The sequence below is a fragment of the Allobosea sp. 117 genome, from assembly GCF_000702305.1.
GTDB lineage: Bacteria > Pseudomonadota > Alphaproteobacteria > Rhizobiales > Xanthobacteraceae > Ancylobacter.
The window spans coordinates 281,509-300,636 of the sequence record NZ_JNLC01000017.1; the positions used below are offsets into that span (position 1 = coordinate 281,509).

Sequence of the window (19,128 nt, forward strand, 5' to 3'; positions counted from 1 at the left end):
CGGCGCAGCCGGGTCTCGAGGGATGCACCACGGCGCCTTCACGCGCGGGGTTGGCGGAAGGCAGACGCGCTTGTATAGGAACCGCCCAACAGAATCCTGATGTCGCGCCCGTCTTCGCGCGGCACCCAACAGCCAGAGGACCGCAATGGTCAAGGTCATCGCCAGCACGCTGCGCAAGGGCAACGTGGTCGACATCGACGGCAGGCTCTATGTCGTGCTCACCGCCGAGAACATCCATCCCGGCAAGGGCACCCCGGTGACCCAGCTCGACATGCGGCGCATCTCGGACGGCACCAAGATCTCCGAGCGCTACCGCACCACCGAGCAGGTCGAGCGCGCCCATGTCGAGGACCGGCCCTACACCTTCCTGTATTCGGACGGCGAAGGGTACCACTTCATGAACCCCGAGAATTACGACCAGGTGGCCGTGCAGGCCGATGTGGTCGGCGATCAGGCCGCCTATCTCCAGGAAGGCATGCAGGTGATGCTCTCGGTGCATGAGGGCAACGCCATCGCCATCGAGCTGCCGCAGCGCGTGGTGCTGGAAGTGGTCGATACCGAGCCGGCGATGAAGGGCCAGACGGCGTCCTCCTCCTACAAGCCGGCGGTGCTGTCCAACGGCGTGCGCTCGGCGGTGCCGCCGCATGTCGGCGTCGGCACCCGCATCGTCGTGATGACGGCGGACGGTTCCTATGTGGAACGCGCCAAGGACTGAACGCTCAGAGCGGACATGAAAAAGCCAGGCCAAGTGCCGGGCTTTTTTGTTGTTTCCGCTTTTCGTCATCCCGGCCGAAGCGCAGCGCAGAGCCGGGATCGCTCGCGATGTCTGCGCGATCCCGGATCGGCCTTGTGGCCGTCCGGGATGACGAAAAAGACCTACCCGCGATCGCGCATCAGCCGCTGCTTGTCGCGCGCCCAGTCCTTCTCCTTCGCCGCCTCGCGCTTGTCGTGGGCCTTGCGGCCGCGCGCGATGGCGAGCTCGACCTTGGCGCGGCCCTGCTCGTTGAAATAGATGCGCAGCGGCACCACGGTCATGCCCTCGCGCTCCACCGCCTGCCACAGCTTGGCGATCTCGCGCTTGTGCAGCAGCAGCTTGCGCGGCCGGCGCGGCTCGTGGTTGAAGCGGTTGGCCTGCAGATATTCCGGGATGAAGGAATTATAGAGGATCGCCTCGCCGCTCTTCGCCGAGACATAGCTCTCCCCGACGGTGGCCTTGCCGCCGCGCAGGCTCTTCACCTCGGTGCCGGACAAGGCGATGCCGGCCTCGAAGGTCTCGCCGATATCGTAATCGAAACGGGCCCGGCGGTTGTCGGCGACGACCTTGCGTGGAAGGGCCTTTTTCTCAGCCATGGTGGTGTGCTCCGGACCGGAGCGCGCGCCCCGATCTCAATTCAGTTGATCAGCCCGGCATGCACCATGGCGGCGCGGACGACCTCGCGGGTCCGCTCGGTCACCGGCACCATGGGCAGGCGCGCCTCGTCGGAGATGCGGCCCAGCACCGAGAGGGCGTATTTGGTCGGGCTCGGATTGGTCTCGACGAACAGCGCCTGGAACAGCGGGAACAGGCGGTCCTGCACGTCCAGCGCCGCCCGGTAGTCGCCGGCGAGGCAGGCGTTCTGGAGCTGCGCGCAGAGCTTCGGCGCGACATTGGAGGCGACCGAGATGCAGCCGTCTCCGCCATGCGCCATGAAGGCGAGCGCGGTGGCGTCCTCGCCGGAGAGCTGGTTGAAGGCCGGCCCCATCGCCTGGCGCTGCATGCTGACGCGGGCGAGATTGGCGGTCGCGTCCTTCACGCCGGCGATGTTGTCCAGCTCGAACAGCCGCGCCATGGTCTCGACCGACATGTCGATCACCGACCGGCCGGGAATGTTGTAGATGATGATCGGAATGCCGATCGCATCGTTGATCGCCTTGTAGTGCTGGTACAGGCCCTCCTGCCCCGGCTTGTTGTAGTAGGGCGTGACCACCAGCACCGCGTCCGCGCCCGCCTTCTCGGCATGGCGGGCGAGGTCGACGGCCTCGATGGTGTTGTTCGAACCGGCGCCGGCGATCACCGGGACGCGGCCGCCCGACTGATCGACGCACCACTCGACGACCAGCTTGTGCTCCTCATGCGACAGCGTCGGGCTCTCGCCGGTCGTGCCCACTGGAACGAGGCCGTGCGTGCCTTCGTCGATCTGCCAGTCCACGAGCTCACGGAACGCTTTCTCGTCGAGCGCGCCGTCGCGGAACGGCGTGACGAGAGCCGTGTAAGAGCCACGAAAAGGCGGCTTGTGAGACATGGCGCGCTCCTGAAGACCCGGTACTGTGTCGTTGGCGTCGATCTGTTCGGCGTCGTAATATGGGTTCGCACGGCTCCCGCTGCGAGGAGAGGCGCGAAGGGCGCATCGAATATCGCGTCGGGGCCTCGGAAGAAAGGGTATTCTTGGCGTTGCCGGCGGGTTGGGGCACGCTGCCCCGGTTTCGCCTGCTTGTGAGGGCAGAACACGTTTTCCGGGAGACGCTCAGGGGTACGCGTCCCGGGTTGTGGTTAGCGTTTCGTCAATAAGATCGCAGGACATTAGCGGTCTGGACTCAGCGTCCGCCCGCCGCCTTCTGTCTTCAAGTCCTGCGCCCGATCGGGGGAGAGCGTAAGCCATGCGCAGCATTCGCGCCCGTCATTTGCGTGCCGCCACCAGCCTGAGCGTGGCGGCGCTGTTGGCGTCGGCCATGGCCTTTTCGCCCGCCTCGGCCGAAACCAAGCCGACCCCGCCGCCGAAGCCGCCGCAGAAGTCGAGCGCCGCCAAGCCCGCCGAGAAGAAGACGGCGGACAAGAAGGTTGCCGACAAGAAGGTCGCGGACAAGAAGGCGGGCAGCAAGGCGACCGCTTCCCAGAAGGTGGATCCCAAGCCGACCGGCGCCTTGGCGCAGCCGGACAGCTCCTTCGACGGCGCGCCCGGCGATCTCCGGCAGGCGGTGAGCCTCGTCGAGAAGGGCCAGGGCGCGGAAGCGCTCGCGGCGGCCGATCAGCTCCGCGACCCGGCTGCGCGCGCCCTCGTGCGCTGGCTGGCGCTGCGCGTCACCGCCCGTCAGGTCGGCTTCGACCGCGCGGTGCGGATTCTTCAGGAGCACCCCACCCTGCCGACGCCGACCGTGCTGCGCCGGCGCCTCGAATATCTGCTTTATGCCGAGAACGCCGACGCCGGCACGATCACCGCCTTCTTCTCCGGACAGGCGCCGATTTCCGGCGAGGGCAAGATCGCGCTCGCCCGCGCGCTGTTCGCCTCGGGCGACCGCACCGGCGGCACCGCGTGGCTGCGCGACGCGTGGCGCGAGGACGCGCTGTCGGAGGACGTCGAATCGACCGTCATGGTCGAGTTCGGCGGCGTGCTGACCCGCGCCGACCACAAATATCGCGCCGACAAGCTGCTCTATGCCGAGGACGCCTCGCGCGGCCTGCGCGCTGCCGAGCGGGCCGGCTCCGACGTCGCCGCGCTTGCCCGCGCCCGCATCGCCCTGTTCGGCAAGGGCGACGCCAGCAAGGCGCTGGCCGCCGTGCCGGGCTCGCTGCGCTCCGACCCTGCCTATATCTACACGCAGGCCAAGATCGCGCGGCGTGCCGGCGACGATGCGACCGCCGCCCGCCTGCTTTCCAGCGCGCCGAAGGATGCCTCCGCCCTCATCGACACCGATGAATGGTGGATCGAGCGGCGGCTGGTCGCCCGCGAGCTGCTCGATCTCGGCGATGCCCGCACCGCCTACAAGGTGGCGCGCGAGGCGGCGCCGCCGGAAAACGACCATCTGCGCGCCGAGCAGCAGTTCACCGCCGGCTGGATCGCGCTGCGTTTCCTGAACGACCCGCGCACGGCGCAGCAGCATTTCGCGAAGATCGCGGAAGGCCAGACGCATCCGGCGACGATCGCGCGCGGCTTCTACTGGCAGGGTCGCGCCCTGGAGGCGGCGGGCAGCACCGCCAATGCGCGCAACCAGTATCAGACGGCGGCGGCCTACCCGACCGCCTATTACGGCCAGCTCGCCCGCGCCAAGCTCGACATCGCCGAGGTCGCGGTGCGCTCGGCGCCGGCCGCCAGTCTCGCCCAGCGCACCGCCTTCGCGCGCGATGAAGGCGTGCAGATCTTCAAGCTGCTGCAGCAGCTCGGCAAGCGCGACCTGTCGATCGCCCTCGCCTCCGACCTGTCGGATCGTCTCGACGCCGCCTCGCTCGGCCTGCTGGCGGAGGTCGCGCAGTCCAATCGCGACGCCCGCGCGATGGTGGTGATCGGCAAGAACGCGCTGAGCCGCGGCATGGCGCTCGACGACGTGGCGTTCCCGACCATCGGCATTCCGAGCTACCGGCCCATCACCTCCGAGGTGGACCGTGCGCTGGTCTACGCGATCGCCCGCCAGGAGAGCATGTTCAACGCCTCCGTGGTGTCGCGCGCCGGAGCGACGGGCCTCATGCAGGTGATGCCGGCCACCGGCAGGACCATCGCCAGCCGCAACGGCGTGTCGTTCGACGCGCGCAAGCTGCACAGCGATCCCTCGACCAATGTGCAGTACGGGGCGGCGGAGCTGCGCAGCCTCCTGGACAACTACCAGAACAGCTACGTGCTCACCTTCGCGGCCTATAATGCCGGGCGCGGCAGCGTCGCCAAATGGATTGCCGCCTATGGCGATCCGCGCGACGCCGGCGTCGACCCGATCGACTGGGTCGAGCGCATCCCCTTCTCCGAGACGCGGAACTACGTCCAGCGGGTGATGGAGAACGCGCAGGTCTACAAGTCGCGCTTCGGCGGCCGGCGGACGCTGCAGATCGAGGCCGACCTGCGCGGCGCGCGGGTCGAGTGAGGCGACGCTCGGTGCAGTCGGTGCGGCGGGATCAGCCCGCCGGCCGGCCGCGCAATATGCGCCTGAGCCAGCAGCCGGCGACGCAGCCCGCGACATAGGCGACCAGCAGCAGCGCGCAGGTCTCGACGGCGAACCAGTTCACGGCCGAACCTCCGTCTCATCCCCGGCTCCGCCGGTGCGGCGCGAGACGGCCGGCTTGCAGCCGCACAGCCATCCGGTGGCGAGCCCTATGGCGAGGGCGCCGACGAGATAGGGCCAAAGCTCGGTCGCCAGGAACCACATCCGATCACCTCACGATGAAGTCGATGCCGGGCGCGCGCGGGGTGCCCGCCGCCTCGGCGCCATTGGCGATCGCCAGCAGCCGCCCGGCGGAGACGCCGGACTGCGCCATATAGTCGACGACGGCCTGCGCGCGCCCCGCCGCCAGCGTCTGGTCCTCCGCCGAGGCGCCGGCGCGGGCGGCGATCGCCACCGTCGCCTCGGGGCAGCCGCCGAGCGCCGCCGCCAGATGGTCGAGCAGCCCGCGGCTGATCGGGTCGATGGCGGTGCCGCCCTCGACGAAGCGGATGCTGCCGCGCGCCAGCAGATCGGACAGCGCCTTCTGGCAGCTCGGCCCGTCCATCAGCGGCGGCGGCGGCGCGACCTCCAGCGCGATGTCCACCACGAAACCGGGCGGCAGATCGGCCGTCAGCGCGGCCCGGATCGAATCGATGGCGGCCGGCAGCATGGCGACGCCGGAGAAGCGGAGCTTCTGGTCGTCGAGGCGCACCTCCCCCGATTCGAGGCGGGCGAGCTCGCGCAGGGCCACATTGGCGGCACGCGCGAAGCCGGGCGGCGCGCCCTGCGCCACCGCCGAGACGTCATTGACCGGCGCGCCGAGGAACTCGCCGCGGGCGAGCTCGAGCATGTTGTCGTGATCGCGCCGGTCGGGATAGAAGCCGGAGACGGTCAGACCCTGCGCGTCGCGCCGCAGCCCGAAGACGTAGGGCTTCACCACCGGCGGGCGCACATCGGGCCGGTCCAGCGCGAAGCCGCCGGGAATGGCGCCGCCGAGCGCGCCCGTCACCGCGCCATAGGCGGCCGAATCGAGCGCCTCGCCGGAGATGACGAGCTTCTGGCCGCTACCCCTCACCTCGCCGACGCGCAGCCGCGCGAGCTGGTTGACGCCGAAGGTGGCGCCCGCCACCCAGGCCTCGGCCGATGGGCCGCCGGAGGCGATACGCATCTCGTCGCTGGTCGCGACGCCGGGGAAGCCGGAGCGGAGCGCGTCGACCAGCAGGCGCTTGGCGTCCTCGGAGGGCGCATAGCCGACGAGGCGGAGGCCGGTCGCGTTGCGCAGCACGCCCCAGGTGAAGGGCGAGACGATCGGCGGCTCGACGGCGAAGCGCGTCAGCGTATAGCCCTCCGGCACCGCCCGCCGCGCCGCCGAGAGCGCGTCATAGGCCGCGAAGTCCGGCGCCTTGCCCTCGATGGTGATGGTGGTGTCGGACAGCGCGACCTTGCCGCCGGGCAGCCGGCCGAGCTGCTGCAGGGCGAAGCTCACCGCCTTGAGCCAGCCCTCGCTCGGCGGCGCGCCGTCGGCGAGGCGGAGCTGGTCGGAGATCGCCGCGCCCGGCACCGCGCCGCGCACCGCGTCGAGCAGCGCCCGCCGGGCATCGCCGAGCGGAATATAGCCGGCAAGCAGGACGCCGTCGGCGTCGCGCTGCGCCGACCAGACGAAGGGCGCGACCGCCGGCGGCAGCACGGCGAAGCGGGCGAGCTTGAAGTCGCCCGGCAGCTCGCTGCGCACCGTCACCTCGAGCGCGTCATAGGTGGCGAAATCCGGCGCGCGCCCCTCGATCGAGAAGGCGTCGTCCGAAAGCGTCACGCGGCCCGCCGGCATCCTGGCGAGCTGCCGGATGCCGAAGGCGACGACGCCGGCGAAATCCCCCGCCGGCACGCCGCGCGCCCGCACGAGGCCTTCCTCGCCGACCAGCTTGAGGTTCGGCGCCGCCTCGCGGGCCGCCTCGACGATGCGGGTGCGGGCGTAGCGCGAGGGCACATATCCCTCCAGCCTCAGGCTCGTATTGTCGCGGATGATGGTGAAGGTGAAGGGCCGCCGCTCGGGCAGAAGGGTCGTGCGGTCCTCCACCACGCGCACCCCCGACATGCGGGCGAGCTCGGCGCGGACCTTGGCGCGCGCGTCCTCGGAGAGCGCCTCGCCCTCCAGCAGCGCGTCGCGCCCGTCGAAGCGGGCGCGGGCCCAGGATTCGCCGATGTCGCTGAGCAGGTCGGAGGCCCGCTCGGTGAGCGCGACCTCAAGCGGCGCACGGCCGAAGAACACCGCAGCCGCCGCCAGCAGCGCCAGGGGAATCAGCCCCTTCCACCACGCACGCCAGCGGCACATGCTTCTCGCCTCCCCACGCCGCGTCGCCGACTGCCCCATGCGACGCGGCGGGAGTTCATCATAGTTCGCCCGCATCAGGAAGCGACGCGATGTCCGATGCGGGCCATCAGACCCATTCGCCCTTGCGCATCACCGGTTCGGCGGCACCGGCCGCGGTGATGCCGTCGACGTCGACCGCTCCCGAGCCGATCATCCAGTCGATATGGATGAGGCTGGAATTCGCCCCGCGCGCGGCGAGCTCCTCGGGAGTCAGCGACGCGCCGTTGACGAAGCACTTCGAGTAGGACTGGCCGAGCGCGATGTGGCTGGCGGCGTTCTCGTCATACAGCGTGTTGAAGAACAGAAGTCCGCTCTTCGAGATGGGCGAGGAATGCGGCACCAGCGCCACCTCGCCGAGCCGGCGGGAGCCCTCGTCAGTGTCGAGCACCTTGCGCAGCACGTCGAGCCCGGTGCGCGCCTTCGCCTCGACGATGCGCCCCGCCTCGAACCGCACGGCGATGTCCTCGATCAGCGTGCCCTGGTAGGAGAGCGGCTTGGTGCTGGCGACGACCCCGTCGACCCGCAGCTTGTGCGGCGTGGTGAAGACTTCCTCGGTCGGGATGTTGGCGTTGCAGACGATGCCGTTCTTGGCGGTGGAGGCGCCGCCGGCCCATTCGTGATCGTCAGCAAGGCCCACGGTGAGGTCGGTGCCCGGACCGGTGAAGCGCAGCGCGGCGTAGCGCCGCCCGTTGAGCTGGCGGGTGCGCGCATTGAGGGCGGCATTGTGCTCCCGCCAGGCGGCGACCGGGTCCGGCGTGTCGACCCGCGAGGCCGCGAAGATGGCGTGCCACAGCTTGGCGACGGCGATGTCCTCCGGGTCCTCGGGGAACATGGCCTTCGCCCAGGCCGGCGCTGCATAGGAGACGATGGTCCAGTTGATGTCGAAGCCGGCGATCAGCGACAGCGCCGGCATATAGGCCTGCGAGCGCGCCCGGTTGGCCCGCGACACCCTGTCGGGGTCCTCATGGGCGAGCAGCGAGGGATTGTCGCCGGAGATGGCGAGGCGGGCGGCGCCGTTGCGGAAGGCAGTGGCCATGCCCTCATAGAGCCAGCCGGTGGCGCGGTCGAAGCTGTCCTCCGGCGCGTAGCGGAAGCGCATCAGCGTCGTCTCGTCGTCCGCGAACAGCGTGGTGACGAGGGAGGCGCCGGCCTTGTAGGCATGCTCGGTGATGCGGCGGACCAGCGGCAGCGCCTCGATGGAGGCGGTGATCACGAGCTCCTGGCCGGAAACCAGCCCAAGGCCCACGTGAACCGCGACCTGGCCGAGGCGGTCGAGCCGTTCTTCATGGGAGAGAAGCTCGGGGGCCGCTCCGGCGTGCTTGTTCATCTCGCGTCTCCGATCTGGCGCGGAATCCGATCCGTTCCATCATTCGATCAGGAGACTTGGGCGCCATCACGTCAAGAGCCCTGACGCAAAAAGGACGAGCCCGCGAAGGGCTCGTCCCCGTCAGCTCCGCCGCTCGAAATCGAGCAAATGCCAGTGTCTACTTCGTGCTGCGGTCGTTGGCGCGCGCCTGGTTCAGCACCGCGGCGTCACCCGGCATGACGAGGTTCTCATACTTGCCGGGGGTACGGCGGTAGGAGCGCGGATCGATGTAGTCCGGGCTCGAATAGCCCGGCGCGGCATAGACGCCCGGCCCATAGACGTTGCGGCCCTCATAGACCACGCCAGCGCGCGGGCCTCCATAGTACCGCTCCGCGTAATACGGGCTCTGAGCATAGGCATTCGCGACGCCGCCAAGGCCAATAATACCCAGGGTCGCCGCAGACAGGATAAGCTTGCGCATCATTCTCTCCGTATTCGGCTGCATTCGGTCCGGTCAGCGATGTGCCAATGCTGTCCGGCACACTTGCCCAGACAACGATCTCGCCGGGCGGTTGTTCCCGACCGCTCGGTTTGTCCGGCGGGATCTGGCGGCAGCGACGACGATTGGAGAGATGAAGCTCTTGGGGAGATGAAGCGGATATCCGTCGCGGCGGGAACGGCGGATGAATGGCGACCGCGGCTGGGCTCGAACCAGCGACCTGCCGCTTAGAAGGCGGCTGCTCTATCCAGCTGAGCTACGCGGCCGCGGGGATGTCCGATGTCCCGGCCGGCGCGGGCGCAATCAGTGCGTCCACGACCCCACACGGCGATAGGAGAAATTGTCCGCATAGGCGATGCGCCGGCGGGTGGGCTCCTTCGTCTCCTGCACCTGATAGGCGATGCCTTCGCGCTCGGCATAGGCGATCGCCTCTTCCTTGCTGTCGAAGCCCAGCCGCAGCTGGCTCTTCATGTCGTTGGAGCTGGTGTAGCCCATCAGCGGCTCGACCTCGCGCGGGCGCTCGGGCTCGTAGTCGAGCACCCACGCCTTGGTCTTGGCGGTGCCGGACTGCATCGCGTTCCGGCTCGGCTTGTAGATGCGCGCTACCATCTGTCCCTCGCTCCCTCGTCATCGCATGGCGCGATTGTGCCGCGTCCGGCGCCAAGCGCAATGCGACGGCTGGTCGGGGCAGCAGGATTCGAACCTGCGACCTGAAGTACCCAAAACTTCCGCGCTACCGGACTGCGCTATGCCCCGAAACCAAAAATGCCTTTCAACACAACGCCATTGCCGCCTATCGGCCGACTGCGGCGCGCCATGGAATGGCATATAGCGGGAACTAAATGCAAGTGCCGGAGCCGAAAGTCCGAACAAAGTCCCAGACGCACGAGGCCTAGGAGAACAGACGCAACCAACTCCGCTTCGGCGCTTTGGTGATCACCACCTTGTACCACCCATTGTTATTCGTCGCCGCGACGCGCCATGCGTCGCCGAGATAGTTGCTCAGCAGGACGACGTGGCCGCGGTTCCAGACGACAACATCCCCATGCTCCGTTGGCATGAAGTTCCACTGGTGCAGGCCGTTGTAGTTCTCGTTCACGCCCTCGTTGACGTAGCCGACGAAAACGACAGCTCCCGTGGGCTTAATCGTCGCGAGCATCGCCTTGATTGCTGCAAGAGGATCGTAGCAATGATCAAGGGCATTGCGCGAGAAGGTTATGTCGAACAGACCTAGCCCGTATTCGTCGACCTTCTCGGCCTCGCCATAGAGCGTCGGGACAAGCGGCTCTATGCCGTTGCGCGCGAGCATTTCGGCGTAGTGAGAAGCGAGAGGGTCGATGGCGACGACTTCCAGCTCCTTGGGACCGTCGTTCCGCCCGACAACAGTCTGCGGGCCGGCACCTACATCCAGCACCCGCATCTTGCCGCTGACTGGGATGAACGGCTTCAATTCGCTAGGAAATGGGCAATCTCCGGTCGCTCTCCGACGAAGATTTTCGTGATACTCGGCGCGGGCTCCGTCCGCTACCTCGGCCCAGAACTCAACCTCACTCGGAAGGCCGGATTCCCACTTCGACTTGTCCATCGATCGCCACCCCGCGCTACCAGTGCGGTGAACATATACCTCCTGGCATGTCACGGCCAAGCGTATGCGTCGATCTCCGCGATGGTGGTGATCGTGGCCAAGAAAAGGGAGCCGAGCCGCGCGGCTCAGTCCTTCGGAAAGAGGCGGTGCACCACCCGGTCGCCGACCGCGATGCCGCGCGCCTTGGCGGTGCCGCCGGCGAGCTCCAGCACGGCGCGCACCGGCCCGCCGGAGGAGATCGTCTCGGTGGAGAGCGGCGTCGTGTTCTCGGCGATCGCGGCGACGTGCCCGTCGGAGCGGATGAACACCATGTCGAGCGGGATATAGGTGTTCTTCATCCACATATAGACCGGCTGGTCGGCGCGGAAGTCGAACAGCATGCCGGCATCCGGCTTGAGCTCGGTGCGGTACATCAGCCCCTTGGCGCGCTCGTCGGGCGTCACCGCGATCTCGACGGTGAAGGCCGCGGGGCCGCGCTTGGTCTGGATGGTCAGCGGCTCGAAGCTGGCGGCGTGCACGCCGGGCAGGCCGAGCAGAAACAGAAGAGCGAGGGTGAAAGACGCGCGCCGGCTGATGCCGGCCGCAAGGGGCTTCAGAACACGGGTCATGGTGCGGCGCGCGCGGCGCTCCTCGTTCGGGATTCGCCAGTGACGCTGCATCGGATTTGCGTCGAGAACATGCCGGACGTGCTACGCCGCATTGCTACAGGGTCAGATCTTTTGACCAGTCAGTGCGACGAGGGAATCGAGGTGCCGTCCGGGCGTACTTCGGCGGCCATCAGCCCCTTGGGGCCGGGACCGAAGCGCACCAGCACCATCTGGCCGGGGCGCAGCTCGGTGAGCCCATGCCGGCGCAGCGTCTCCATATGGACGAAGATGTCCGGGGTGCCCTCCCCGCGCGACAGAAAGCCGAAGCCGCGCAGGCGGTTGAACCACTTCACCCAGGCCCGCTCGAAGCCGCCGGTCGGCTGCACCGTCACATGGGTGCGGGCGGCCGGGAGCTGGGAGTGATGGACCGCCGTGCTCTCATCCATCGAGACGATGCGCAGCGCCTGGTAGCCCCGCTCGCGCGCCACCGCCTCGCAGACGATGCGGGCGCCCTCCTGGGCGGTCTGGTAGCCGCCCCGCCTGAGGCAGGTGACGTGCAGCAGAACATCGGTGCCGCCGCTGTCCGGCACGATGAAGCCGTAACCCTTCGAGACGTCGAACCATTTGATGGTGCCGGCGATTTCGACCAGGTCGACGTTCTCGGGCGAACCAAATTCTTCGGTCGACTCGCTGAACGAGCTCCGACCGTACCGGGGTCCAGATCCTTCGGACGCCATCGATTCACGCCCCCGCCACACACCTCCGGCATTCCTACATCGGGATGCCGCCGAATCCTGCCAAATCACAGCATAACACTGCATCCCGCCACGAAAACACCCAAATTGATTCGGGTGACGAGTTCGTGCACGACTTATTAACGCTCCGTCGGCGCGGGCGTGCCGTGGAGCCCGTCCAGCACGTCGCCTATGTCGGCGTGGATGACGAGATCGGCATAGGGGTCGAGATCGGTCGGCTCGCGGTTGAGAATCACCAGCGTCGCACCCGCCTGCTTCGCCTCCAGCGGCAGCGCCGCCGCCGGATAGACGACCAGCGACGAGCCGATGGCGAGGAAGACGTCGCATTGCTGCGCCATCCTGCGGGCGCGGATCATCTCGCCGACCGGCATGGCCTGGCCGAACGAGATCGTCGCGGTCTTCACCGGGCCGCCGCAATCCGGGCAGTCCGGCGCCGCGCCGCCGGCCGCGTCGAAGCACTCGCGCACCCAATCGAGCTCGTAGCGCGTGTCGCAGTCGAGGCAGGTCGCGTAGGTCGAATTGCCGTGCAGCTCGACGAGATCGGCCGCCGGCACGCCGGAAGCCTGGTGCAGCCCGTCGATGTTCTGGGTGACGACGCCGATGAGCCGGCCGTCGGCCAGCATGCGGGCGATGGCGCGATGCCCGCGGCCGGGCTCGGCGCTGCCGAACGCCTCCTCCATGGCGAAGCGCCGGCGCCAGGCTTCCGTGCGCATGGCGCGGCTGGCGAGGAATTCATCCAGCGGAATCGGCCGGTTGCGGGTCCACAGGCCGCCCGGCGAGCGGAAATCGGGGATGCCGCATTCGGTGGAGATCCCGGCGCCGGTGAAGGCGACGCCGGCCCGCATGTCCTTTAGAACCTCGCCGAGCGCGGCGCGTGCCGCCTTGATGTCCGTGCGATCCGCCATATGGTGCTGCCGCTCTGCTCGCGCCGCCCCGGCCGGCGCCCCCTTCGTTTTCAGGCGAGGTTTCTAATGAAATATCTGCACACCATGGTGCGCGTCACCGATCTCGACGTCTCGCTCGATTTCTACGTGAACAAGCTGGGCCTCCAGGAGGTGCGCCGCAAGGAGGTGCCGGCCGGCCGCTACACGCTGGTGTTCCTTGCCGCACCCGGCCAGGCGGGCGTCGCCGAGGTGGAACTGACCTACAATTGGGACCCCGAGGTCTATGGCGAGGGCCGCAATTTCGGCCATCTCGCCTATGAAGTCGACGACATCTACGCGACCTGCGCGAGCCTGCAGGCGGCCGGAGTTACCATCAACCGCCCGCCGCGGGACGGCTACATGGCGTTCGTCCGTTCGCCGGACAACATCTCCATCGAGCTTCTGCAGAAGGGCGGCGCGCGCCCGCCGCAGGAGCCGTGGGTATCCATGCCGAACACCGGCAAGTGGTGAGACCAAACTGGCGAGACCTCTGCGCGCGGGCACCGGCAGGTGGCGCCGGCGCGCGGCGGGAACGACACGGGCCGGTCGGGCGGCGCACCCGATCGGACATGCAGGCAGGCCCCGACAGCCGGCGCGCGAGCTGTGGACGATGCCATGCGCGATGACTTGTGCGCGGCCCCGCCCTTCCCTATAAGGGCCGCGCCTGCGCGCCCTTCGTCTATCGGTTAGGACGCCACCCTTTCACGGTGGAGAGAGGGGTTCGACTCCCCTAGGGCGCGCCAATAATTTCAATGGGTTAGCTGTTGCGGGCCCACACTTGTCGATTATCCATAAAATAAACGCTGACGCACGTGGATGGATCGGTGCGGCGGCGGCGATCGATATTCGCCGTCGGTGGTAGCATTTGGCAGTGCTCCATTTGGCCGAATCGAATGAAAAAGCGCCCCACCATCGAGCCCAACCTATGGCCGATTGCTCTGATGTTGATGGCGGTAGCCCTCATCGTCGGCACGGCAATCGATCGCCCGATCCTTGATGCTGCCGTAAAGGCGAACTCCGAAGACTGGCTCGGCTTTGCGGGATCGATCATTGGCGGAATTCTGGCAGGCGGCGTAGCCGTTCTCGCTGCCTACGTTGCTGCGCGACCCGTTTTCAGCCAGTTATCCGAGATGCGTAGGCAGACTGCAGCCGCAGCGAGATCAGCTCTGACGGATGCTACGTCAGAGCTAGACCGAGAATTGGAAGCTTTGCGCGGACTTCGATCGGCCGGCAGGGAAGCGGACCGGCTCCTTTCGTCCTTTGATCACGTCGCCGCGCTAGGATCGCCAATAATGGAGATGGGCGACAAGACCTTAACAAGCCTGCAGGATGCCATCGACGATTTGAACTATTTCGTAGGCCGGTATCCCGACGACCATGAAACGTCTTATTCTAGACGATCAACGTTGCGCTCATTTAAAGAATTAAATCTCAGCATGAACACTATTTTTGTTCAGATAAAAGAAATTGTTACAAAGAGAGACGTATATCCCATATTTAATGACGTTGAGATGGGCTTCTTTAAATCTAAACTTAGACGCGAAATTAATGATGCGATGATGAACGTTATAGCTCATCAGGAGTCAACACAGAAACATCTCAGCCGCTTGTGGGCGCGGCTGCGGGAACTAGAGGAAATAGCTTTAGCCGAAGACGGAGCATAGTCCCGCCCCCGGCTTTCACCGGGGGCGGAGGGAACCGACACGAACAGGCCGGAGAGACCCATGGCGGCGTCGATCGCGGGGAACCACTCCCGGCCGCCTGACCGTCGATCGCAGCACTCTTGGCATTCGGCGGCGCGCTGCGATCTCAAGGGCTCGGTCGAAGCCCCATAACTTGCCGCCTTGATCGTGCCCCGCGCGCCGGACGCGCGCGCAGCTTTCGGGTTCGATCTGCCCGGATGCGCCTCGCCGACCTTGGCCCCGCAATGATCGCCCCGGCGGGAAGGAGGTCGGCTTTCCGTTGTCGGGCTGGCGCTTCGCCCTCAAAGACCCCGCCGGGGCAGCTCAGATCAGATGGTGGGGATCAGCTTGACGTTGACCGTCGCGCTCGGGTTCGCAGCGGCGGTGACGGCGACGCCGAGCTTCGCGTTGCCGGAGCTGGTCTTCGTCACCAGCTTCGTCGCGGCGTCGAAATAGACGACATCGCCGACCGCGATGGCGAGCGCGGACACCTTGGGAAGCGTGAAGACGCCGGTCGTCTCTACGTCGACGTCGGCACCGCTGAGCGCGTCACCAGCGGCGATTCCGATGATCGAACCGGCGATGACGACGGCGCCGGACAGAACGTCGGCGGGAGTCGGGATGGTGAGCGCATCACCGGGTTGGACGAAATTGCGCATGGTCAGAGACCTTTCGAGGTGCTGAAGCGGATGGTGGAAGGCCGGCGACCGGACAGGGCCGCCAGCCTGCTTTCAAGATCGGCGATCGCGGCCACCAACTCGCGGTCGGATCGATACTCGACTTCGCGGTCTGCAAACCGCGCCCGGCGAAGGCCGGATGCGCGAGCTGCGCGAAGCTTGTCGAGCTGATCGGTGAGGGTGGCCGCGTCGCTCATTATCAGGCGCCCGGATTGCGTACGGCGCCGCGCCAGTCGACGGCGCCGGCACCGAAGTCGAGCACCACTCGGTATTCGGTGCTGAGGACGTCCCAGCCCTCGCGGCTCGCCATCTGCGGACCCGGCGCGCTCGACAGGTAGGAATATTCGAGCACGGGCGCCGACGCCGGATCGGCGAAGACGTACCAGGCATCATCGGTGATGCGCGGCTCCACCAGCAGCGTGAGCTTGCCTGCGAAGGGGTTCACGCCGTCGACGGTCGTCGCGGTGATCGTTGCGAGTACCTGCTCGGCGGTGGTTTCGAGCTCCGGCCCGACGACCAGATACCTCGGCGTCACGGTGATGACCGTCTTGCCGTCGAGTCCCTTCATCGTCCGCAGCGCCAGCCGCGCGGCGCTCAGAGACGTGACGCTGAGGGCGGCTCCCGTGAGGGCGTTGCCGTGTGGTCCGCGTGAAAGAGGCGCTTGGCGTCCTCGTTCATCAGCGGCCCGGCACCGCTCGCCTGCGAGAGCAGCGACCAGAGCACTCCGGCCTCGGTGGCAGCGGCGGCCTGTCCGGCCGCCCGCGACCAGTCCGCGAAGGCGTTGAGGTCGTCGTTGATCAGCGCCTTGCGGGTGATCGCGAACATCCCGGCGTAGGTGTCGAGCACATAGCTCTCGGCGGCTTCCGATCGAGAGACCGCTTTGATCTCGCCGCTCTCAGTCACCTTCGACAGGGCGGAGAGCTCGCCCAGCTTCAGGGTCGAACCGGCCCGGAAGTCCGCCCGCGAGCCCTGCCGGGCGATTTGCTTGAGCGGCGAGGCGGCGGCGGTGTAGCTCGCCAGCAGCGTGCGGGCGCCGACACCTTGAAGAAGCTGCGGGAAGTCGCTGGTCGTGTGCGCGGCGCGAAAGAGCTCGTCCGGGTTCATGCCCCGCGTCGAGATGCCCCGCGCTCGAAGGCAGTCGGTGGCCATGTCCCGAAGACTGGCACCGATGAAAGGCCGGGCCGCTTCCGGGGGCGCGGTGCCGGCGAGCCGGGCGTCGAGCGCTTCGCCCATGGCGCGAAGCCGAACAGCCGGATCATCCTGCGGCGGCGCCTGCACCCGGATAATCGGCGTCTGCCGGCTCCGCTCGATCATCGCCGTGCGGGCGGCGCTGCGCGCCTGCTCGACGGTGGCGCCGACTGCGATCTGTGCTTCGGCAAAGGAAGGCGGTAGGTCCGCCAATTCGCCAAGGCTGCGAATGCGGGCCTGATCGGCCTCGGGCATTTCGGTGGCGATGGGCGGGGATTCGATTTCGGTATTGTCCGGCATGAGGCCGCTCCTGATTTTGGCCTGCCGGTCAGCCGGCGCGGCGACAAGGGACGCTTCGAAGATGGAAGGGGTAACAGTCACGATCCGCTCGCCGGCTTCCGTCCGTTCGGACCGGCTCGCCTCGCGGTAGCCGATCGAGACGGAGAGGAGTCCGTCGCGGGCGCGCTCTGCGATCGGAGTGATATCGGCCGCCATCCCGAGGCGGATGCGGGCGACGATGGCGCCGCCTTTGCGCGTCGCGGTGAGGATTGCACCGATCGCGTCGCGTGCGCTGCCCTGACGGTGATTGTCGAGAACGGGGAGACCGGCGAGACCGCCGAGCTCGACGGCCGAGAGGTCCAGTAGCTCGGTGTACGTGCCCCGCGCATCGCGGCGGCGGACAGCGGCGCCGGTCGAGATCACCGCGTCGAACTCGCGGGTTTCTTCCGACCAGCTCGCGGGCCGCGTGTCCGCTGGCAGGCGGCGTGTGATCTCGGGTTCAGCCATTTGCGGCTTCCTTCTTCGGCGTGGCCGTGGCGAAGGACAGCCCGAGCGCCGCCTCGCGCTGGCGATCGGCGGCGATCTCGCGATCGAGTGTTTCGATGCTGAAGCCGAGCGAGGCAACCGCCTGCCGGCGGCTCATCAGCCCTGCATTCATCATTTCGACGGTCGCGGTCGCATCCTTTTGCGGGTCGACCCACGGCGGCCTCGGGAAGTACCATTCGACCTTAAAATGGTCGGGCGTCAGCTCGACATCCGCTAGGGCAACCCAGCGAGCCCAGATGCGATCAAAGGCGGGAGCGAGGATGCAGAACTGAATCTGTTCGAGGTATTGCCTAAACTGCACCAGCGCCGTCCGAGCGCTCGAATAATTCACCGACCGCATATCACCGGAAAGCAGGAATTCCGGGATCGACAGCCCGGCGGCGATCATACGGATACTGTGCGCCGCGTAGTCGACCGATTTTTCCATTTGCTGCGGCGAAGAGAAGGTCACATCGTAGCCGCTCGGCAGCACCCGCATCAGCCCAGGCTCAAGGCTGATATCGGCAAGATCGCCCGAAACCTGCCCATCCGCGAACGCCGTACCGCTGCCGTTCACGTCGCGAACGAAGCCGCACATCATCGCCTGAATTTTCGCCGAGACAAGAAGCGCATCATGGAGTTGCGAGAGTTCGTTCAGCGGAATGACGACGCTGGCGTACCAGCTCAGCCCACGGTGCTGCCCGGCCCCATCGCGGCGAAAGAGATGAAGGCAATCGGTGGCATCGATCCGCACGGACGGTTCGGCAGTTGCAAAAATATCCGTCAGGCGATGGCGGCGGACGTGGTAGGCGACTGGTTGATCGTCAGGGCCGAATTCGATGCCGGCGGCGACGTAGCGCCCATCGGCAAACTGCATCGTCAGGCTTTCGTCGAGAAGTTCGACGGGGACATGCTGAAGCCGGAGCGCGCCCGCCTCATCGGTGCGCATGATCAGCAGCGCTTCGCCATCGGTTACGAGGGCGTCGACCACCTCACCCTGAAGTGCTCCAAAACCGGATGATCCCGCCCATTCGGCGAACCGCGCATCCAATCCTCGCGCACCGTAGCGTCGGGATGCGCCGATGCAGCGGTGACGCCGTAGCCGACGAGTCCGGTCTTTAAGATGGTCGCGGCATTGGCGGCGAGCGGATCGTTATGCCGAAGGTGCCGCGCCCTGCCGCGAACTGCGGATGCGCCGGCCATGACTTCCGTCGAGAGCGGTCCGAAAGGGGGCACTCGATCCCAGCGCTTACCGCTCGCGCCTTCCAGCATGCGGGTGCGGGTCCGGCCAGGCAGAAGGCGACGGAGCGCGGCGAGCATCAGTCGTCGCCTCCCGCCTTCAGCGCTGCGGCAACCTCGAACGCAATAGCGTTGAGGTCGATCACCAGAACGATCGGATCGGTGAACCAGCTTAGTTCTTCAGCAACCGAGTTGGCCTTGTTGAGGCCGCGGACCTCAAGCTCGTCGGAGTCAAGCTTTCGACCTATGCCGATCAACGGCGCCCCTCCATGGGCGGCACGTTCGAAAATAGGCCCCATATGGTTGATCAGGTCCACCGCGTGCTGCGCTTCGAACCCGCGCTGTGACAGCAGCACAAGTGCGCGCACTGCGATCACGTCTGCGAGCGTAAAGCGGCTCCACCCGCCGATCGCCGGCTGGTCACCGAAAAGGTGGTTTCGGTTTCGCCACGCGCGCAACGTGCTTGCGATGCAACCGGCGGCGGCGCAGATTTCAGAGGCAGTGTACGTGCTCATATTGATGAGAATGTATCGTTTTTATTAAATCGATACAAGCGCATCGGTACCGGCGCTCTGTGCAATTGCGAGCGGTTTTGGGGGAAGCAATGGCCAACAATGGGTGGTGTTTCGAT

Annotated in this window: 22 protein-coding genes and 3 tRNA genes; 5 read left to right on the forward strand and 20 right to left on the reverse strand. The window is 67.0% G+C overall.

Annotated elements, in window-relative coordinates:
- The first annotated feature begins 145 nt into the window (after positions 1-145).
- A complete protein-coding gene (gene efp, locus U742_RS0119755) occupies positions 146-715 on the forward strand; it encodes an elongation factor P (RefSeq protein ID WP_029356212.1) in 570 nt (189 codons plus the stop codon).
- 161 nt (positions 716-876) lie between these two features.
- Here the strand turns inward: efp and smpB are convergent, their stop codons facing one another.
- The gene (gene smpB, locus U742_RS0119760; RefSeq protein ID WP_029356214.1) at positions 877-1,350 is read right to left on the reverse strand and encodes an SsrA-binding protein SmpB; all 474 of its coding nucleotides are present in this window, start codon (positions 1,348-1,350) and stop codon (positions 877-879) included.
- A 41-nt stretch (positions 1,351-1,391) separates the two neighbouring features.
- Complete coding sequence (gene dapA / locus U742_RS0119765; protein ID WP_029356216.1) at positions 1,392-2,282, reverse strand: 4-hydroxy-tetrahydrodipicolinate synthase; 891 nt, start codon at positions 2,280-2,282, stop codon at positions 1,392-1,394.
- 355 nt (positions 2,283-2,637) lie between these two features.
- Between dapA and U742_RS0119770 the strand changes: the two genes are divergently transcribed.
- Positions 2,638-4,827 carry a lytic transglycosylase domain-containing protein gene (locus tag U742_RS0119770; RefSeq protein ID WP_029356218.1) on the forward strand — a complete coding sequence of 730 codons (2,190 nt, stop codon included), beginning with the start codon at positions 2,638-2,640 and terminating at the stop codon, positions 4,825-4,827.
- Positions 4,828-4,965: 138 nt separating this feature from the next.
- Here the strand turns inward: U742_RS0119770 and U742_RS23445 are convergent, their stop codons facing one another.
- From U742_RS23445 to U742_RS0119830, 11 genes are all read right to left on the reverse strand, one after another.
- Positions 4,966-5,109 carry a hypothetical protein gene (locus U742_RS23445; RefSeq protein ID WP_197028295.1) on the reverse strand — a complete coding sequence of 48 codons (144 nt, stop codon included), beginning with the start codon at positions 5,107-5,109 and terminating at the stop codon, positions 4,966-4,968.
- Between the two features lie 4 nt (positions 5,110-5,113).
- Positions 5,114-7,213 (reverse strand): OmpA family protein, encoded by a 2,100-nt coding sequence (locus tag U742_RS0119785; RefSeq protein WP_248310430.1) that lies wholly within the window; start codon positions 7,211-7,213, stop codon positions 5,114-5,116.
- Between the two features lie 106 nt (positions 7,214-7,319).
- The gene (locus tag U742_RS0119790) at positions 7,320-8,579 is read right to left on the reverse strand and encodes an aminopeptidase (RefSeq protein ID WP_029356222.1); all 1,260 of its coding nucleotides are present in this window, start codon (positions 8,577-8,579) and stop codon (positions 7,320-7,322) included.
- A gap of 157 nt (positions 8,580-8,736) precedes the next feature.
- A complete protein-coding gene (locus tag U742_RS0119795; protein WP_156034281.1) occupies positions 8,737-9,039 on the reverse strand; it encodes a hypothetical protein in 303 nt (100 codons plus the stop codon).
- Positions 9,040-9,246: 207 nt separating this feature from the next.
- Positions 9,247-9,323: transfer RNA gene (locus U742_RS0119800), tRNA-Arg, on the reverse strand.
- 37 nt (positions 9,324-9,360) lie between these two features.
- Positions 9,361-9,666 (reverse strand): ETC complex I subunit, encoded by a 306-nt coding sequence (locus U742_RS0119805; protein WP_029356225.1) that lies wholly within the window; start codon positions 9,664-9,666, stop codon positions 9,361-9,363.
- A gap of 70 nt (positions 9,667-9,736) precedes the next feature.
- Positions 9,737-9,813, reverse strand: a tRNA-Pro gene (locus U742_RS0119810).
- A 136-nt stretch (positions 9,814-9,949) separates the two neighbouring features.
- Positions 9,950-10,642 carry a class I SAM-dependent methyltransferase gene (locus U742_RS0119815; RefSeq protein WP_156034282.1) on the reverse strand — a complete coding sequence of 231 codons (693 nt, stop codon included), beginning with the start codon at positions 10,640-10,642 and terminating at the stop codon, positions 9,950-9,952.
- A 125-nt stretch (positions 10,643-10,767) separates the two neighbouring features.
- Positions 10,768-11,250 carry a DUF192 domain-containing protein gene (locus U742_RS0119820; RefSeq protein ID WP_051661367.1) on the reverse strand — a complete coding sequence of 161 codons (483 nt, stop codon included), beginning with the start codon at positions 11,248-11,250 and terminating at the stop codon, positions 10,768-10,770.
- Between the two features lie 119 nt (positions 11,251-11,369).
- Positions 11,370-11,966, reverse strand: coding sequence for a cold-shock protein (locus tag U742_RS0119825; RefSeq protein WP_029356231.1), 597 nt, complete (start codon positions 11,964-11,966; stop codon positions 11,370-11,372).
- Positions 11,967-12,103: 137 nt separating this feature from the next.
- Positions 12,104-12,889 carry an SIR2 family NAD-dependent protein deacylase gene (locus U742_RS0119830; RefSeq protein ID WP_029356232.1) on the reverse strand — a complete coding sequence of 262 codons (786 nt, stop codon included), beginning with the start codon at positions 12,887-12,889 and terminating at the stop codon, positions 12,104-12,106.
- Between the two features lie 66 nt (positions 12,890-12,955).
- Here U742_RS0119830 and U742_RS0119835 point away from each other — a divergent pair, with 66 nt between their 5' ends.
- From U742_RS0119835 to U742_RS23275, 3 genes are all read left to right on the forward strand, one after another.
- A complete protein-coding gene (locus tag U742_RS0119835; protein WP_029356234.1) occupies positions 12,956-13,378 on the forward strand; it encodes a VOC family protein in 423 nt (140 codons plus the stop codon).
- 197 nt (positions 13,379-13,575) lie between these two features.
- Positions 13,576-13,650 (forward strand) — tRNA-Glu (locus U742_RS0119840).
- A gap of 150 nt (positions 13,651-13,800) precedes the next feature.
- The gene (locus U742_RS23275) at positions 13,801-14,571 is read left to right on the forward strand and encodes a hypothetical protein (RefSeq protein WP_156034283.1); all 771 of its coding nucleotides are present in this window, start codon (positions 13,801-13,803) and stop codon (positions 14,569-14,571) included.
- 347 nt (positions 14,572-14,918) lie between these two features.
- On the opposite strand, the gene U742_RS0119845 is transcribed toward U742_RS23275, so the two are convergent.
- From U742_RS0119845 to U742_RS0119865, 7 genes are read right to left on the reverse strand one after another with little or no spacing between them, the layout of a single operon-like run.
- A complete protein-coding gene (locus U742_RS0119845; RefSeq protein WP_029356236.1) occupies positions 14,919-15,248 on the reverse strand; it encodes a DUF2190 family protein in 330 nt (109 codons plus the stop codon).
- Between the two features lie 2 nt (positions 15,249-15,250).
- The gene (locus tag U742_RS0119850) at positions 15,251-15,463 is read right to left on the reverse strand and encodes a phage head-tail joining protein (protein ID WP_029356238.1); all 213 of its coding nucleotides are present in this window, start codon (positions 15,461-15,463) and stop codon (positions 15,251-15,253) included.
- A 2-nt stretch (positions 15,464-15,465) separates the two neighbouring features.
- Complete coding sequence (locus U742_RS23655) at positions 15,466-15,834, reverse strand: phage major capsid protein (RefSeq protein ID WP_051661350.1); 369 nt, start codon at positions 15,832-15,834, stop codon at positions 15,466-15,468.
- 26 nt (positions 15,835-15,860) lie between these two features.
- Entirely contained in the window at positions 15,861-17,240 is a 1,380-nt protein-coding gene (locus U742_RS23660; protein WP_051661351.1) for a phage major capsid protein, read from the reverse strand.
- On the reverse strand, positions 17,233-18,249 hold the full coding sequence (locus tag U742_RS23045; RefSeq protein WP_248310431.1) for a phage portal protein: 1,017 nt from the start codon (positions 18,247-18,249) through the stop codon (positions 17,233-17,235). The genes U742_RS23660 and U742_RS23045 overlap by 8 nt, the downstream gene beginning before the upstream one ends.
- On the reverse strand, positions 18,231-18,578 hold the full coding sequence (locus U742_RS23280) for a hypothetical protein (RefSeq protein WP_156034284.1): 348 nt from the start codon (positions 18,576-18,578) through the stop codon (positions 18,231-18,233). Before U742_RS23280 ends, U742_RS23045 begins: the two co-directional genes overlap by 19 nt.
- Positions 18,578-19,012, reverse strand: coding sequence for a MerR family transcriptional regulator (locus tag U742_RS0119865; RefSeq protein ID WP_029356240.1), 435 nt, complete (start codon positions 19,010-19,012; stop codon positions 18,578-18,580). Before U742_RS0119865 ends, U742_RS23280 begins: the two co-directional genes overlap by 1 nt.
- Between the last annotated feature and the right edge of the window lie 116 nt (positions 19,013-19,128).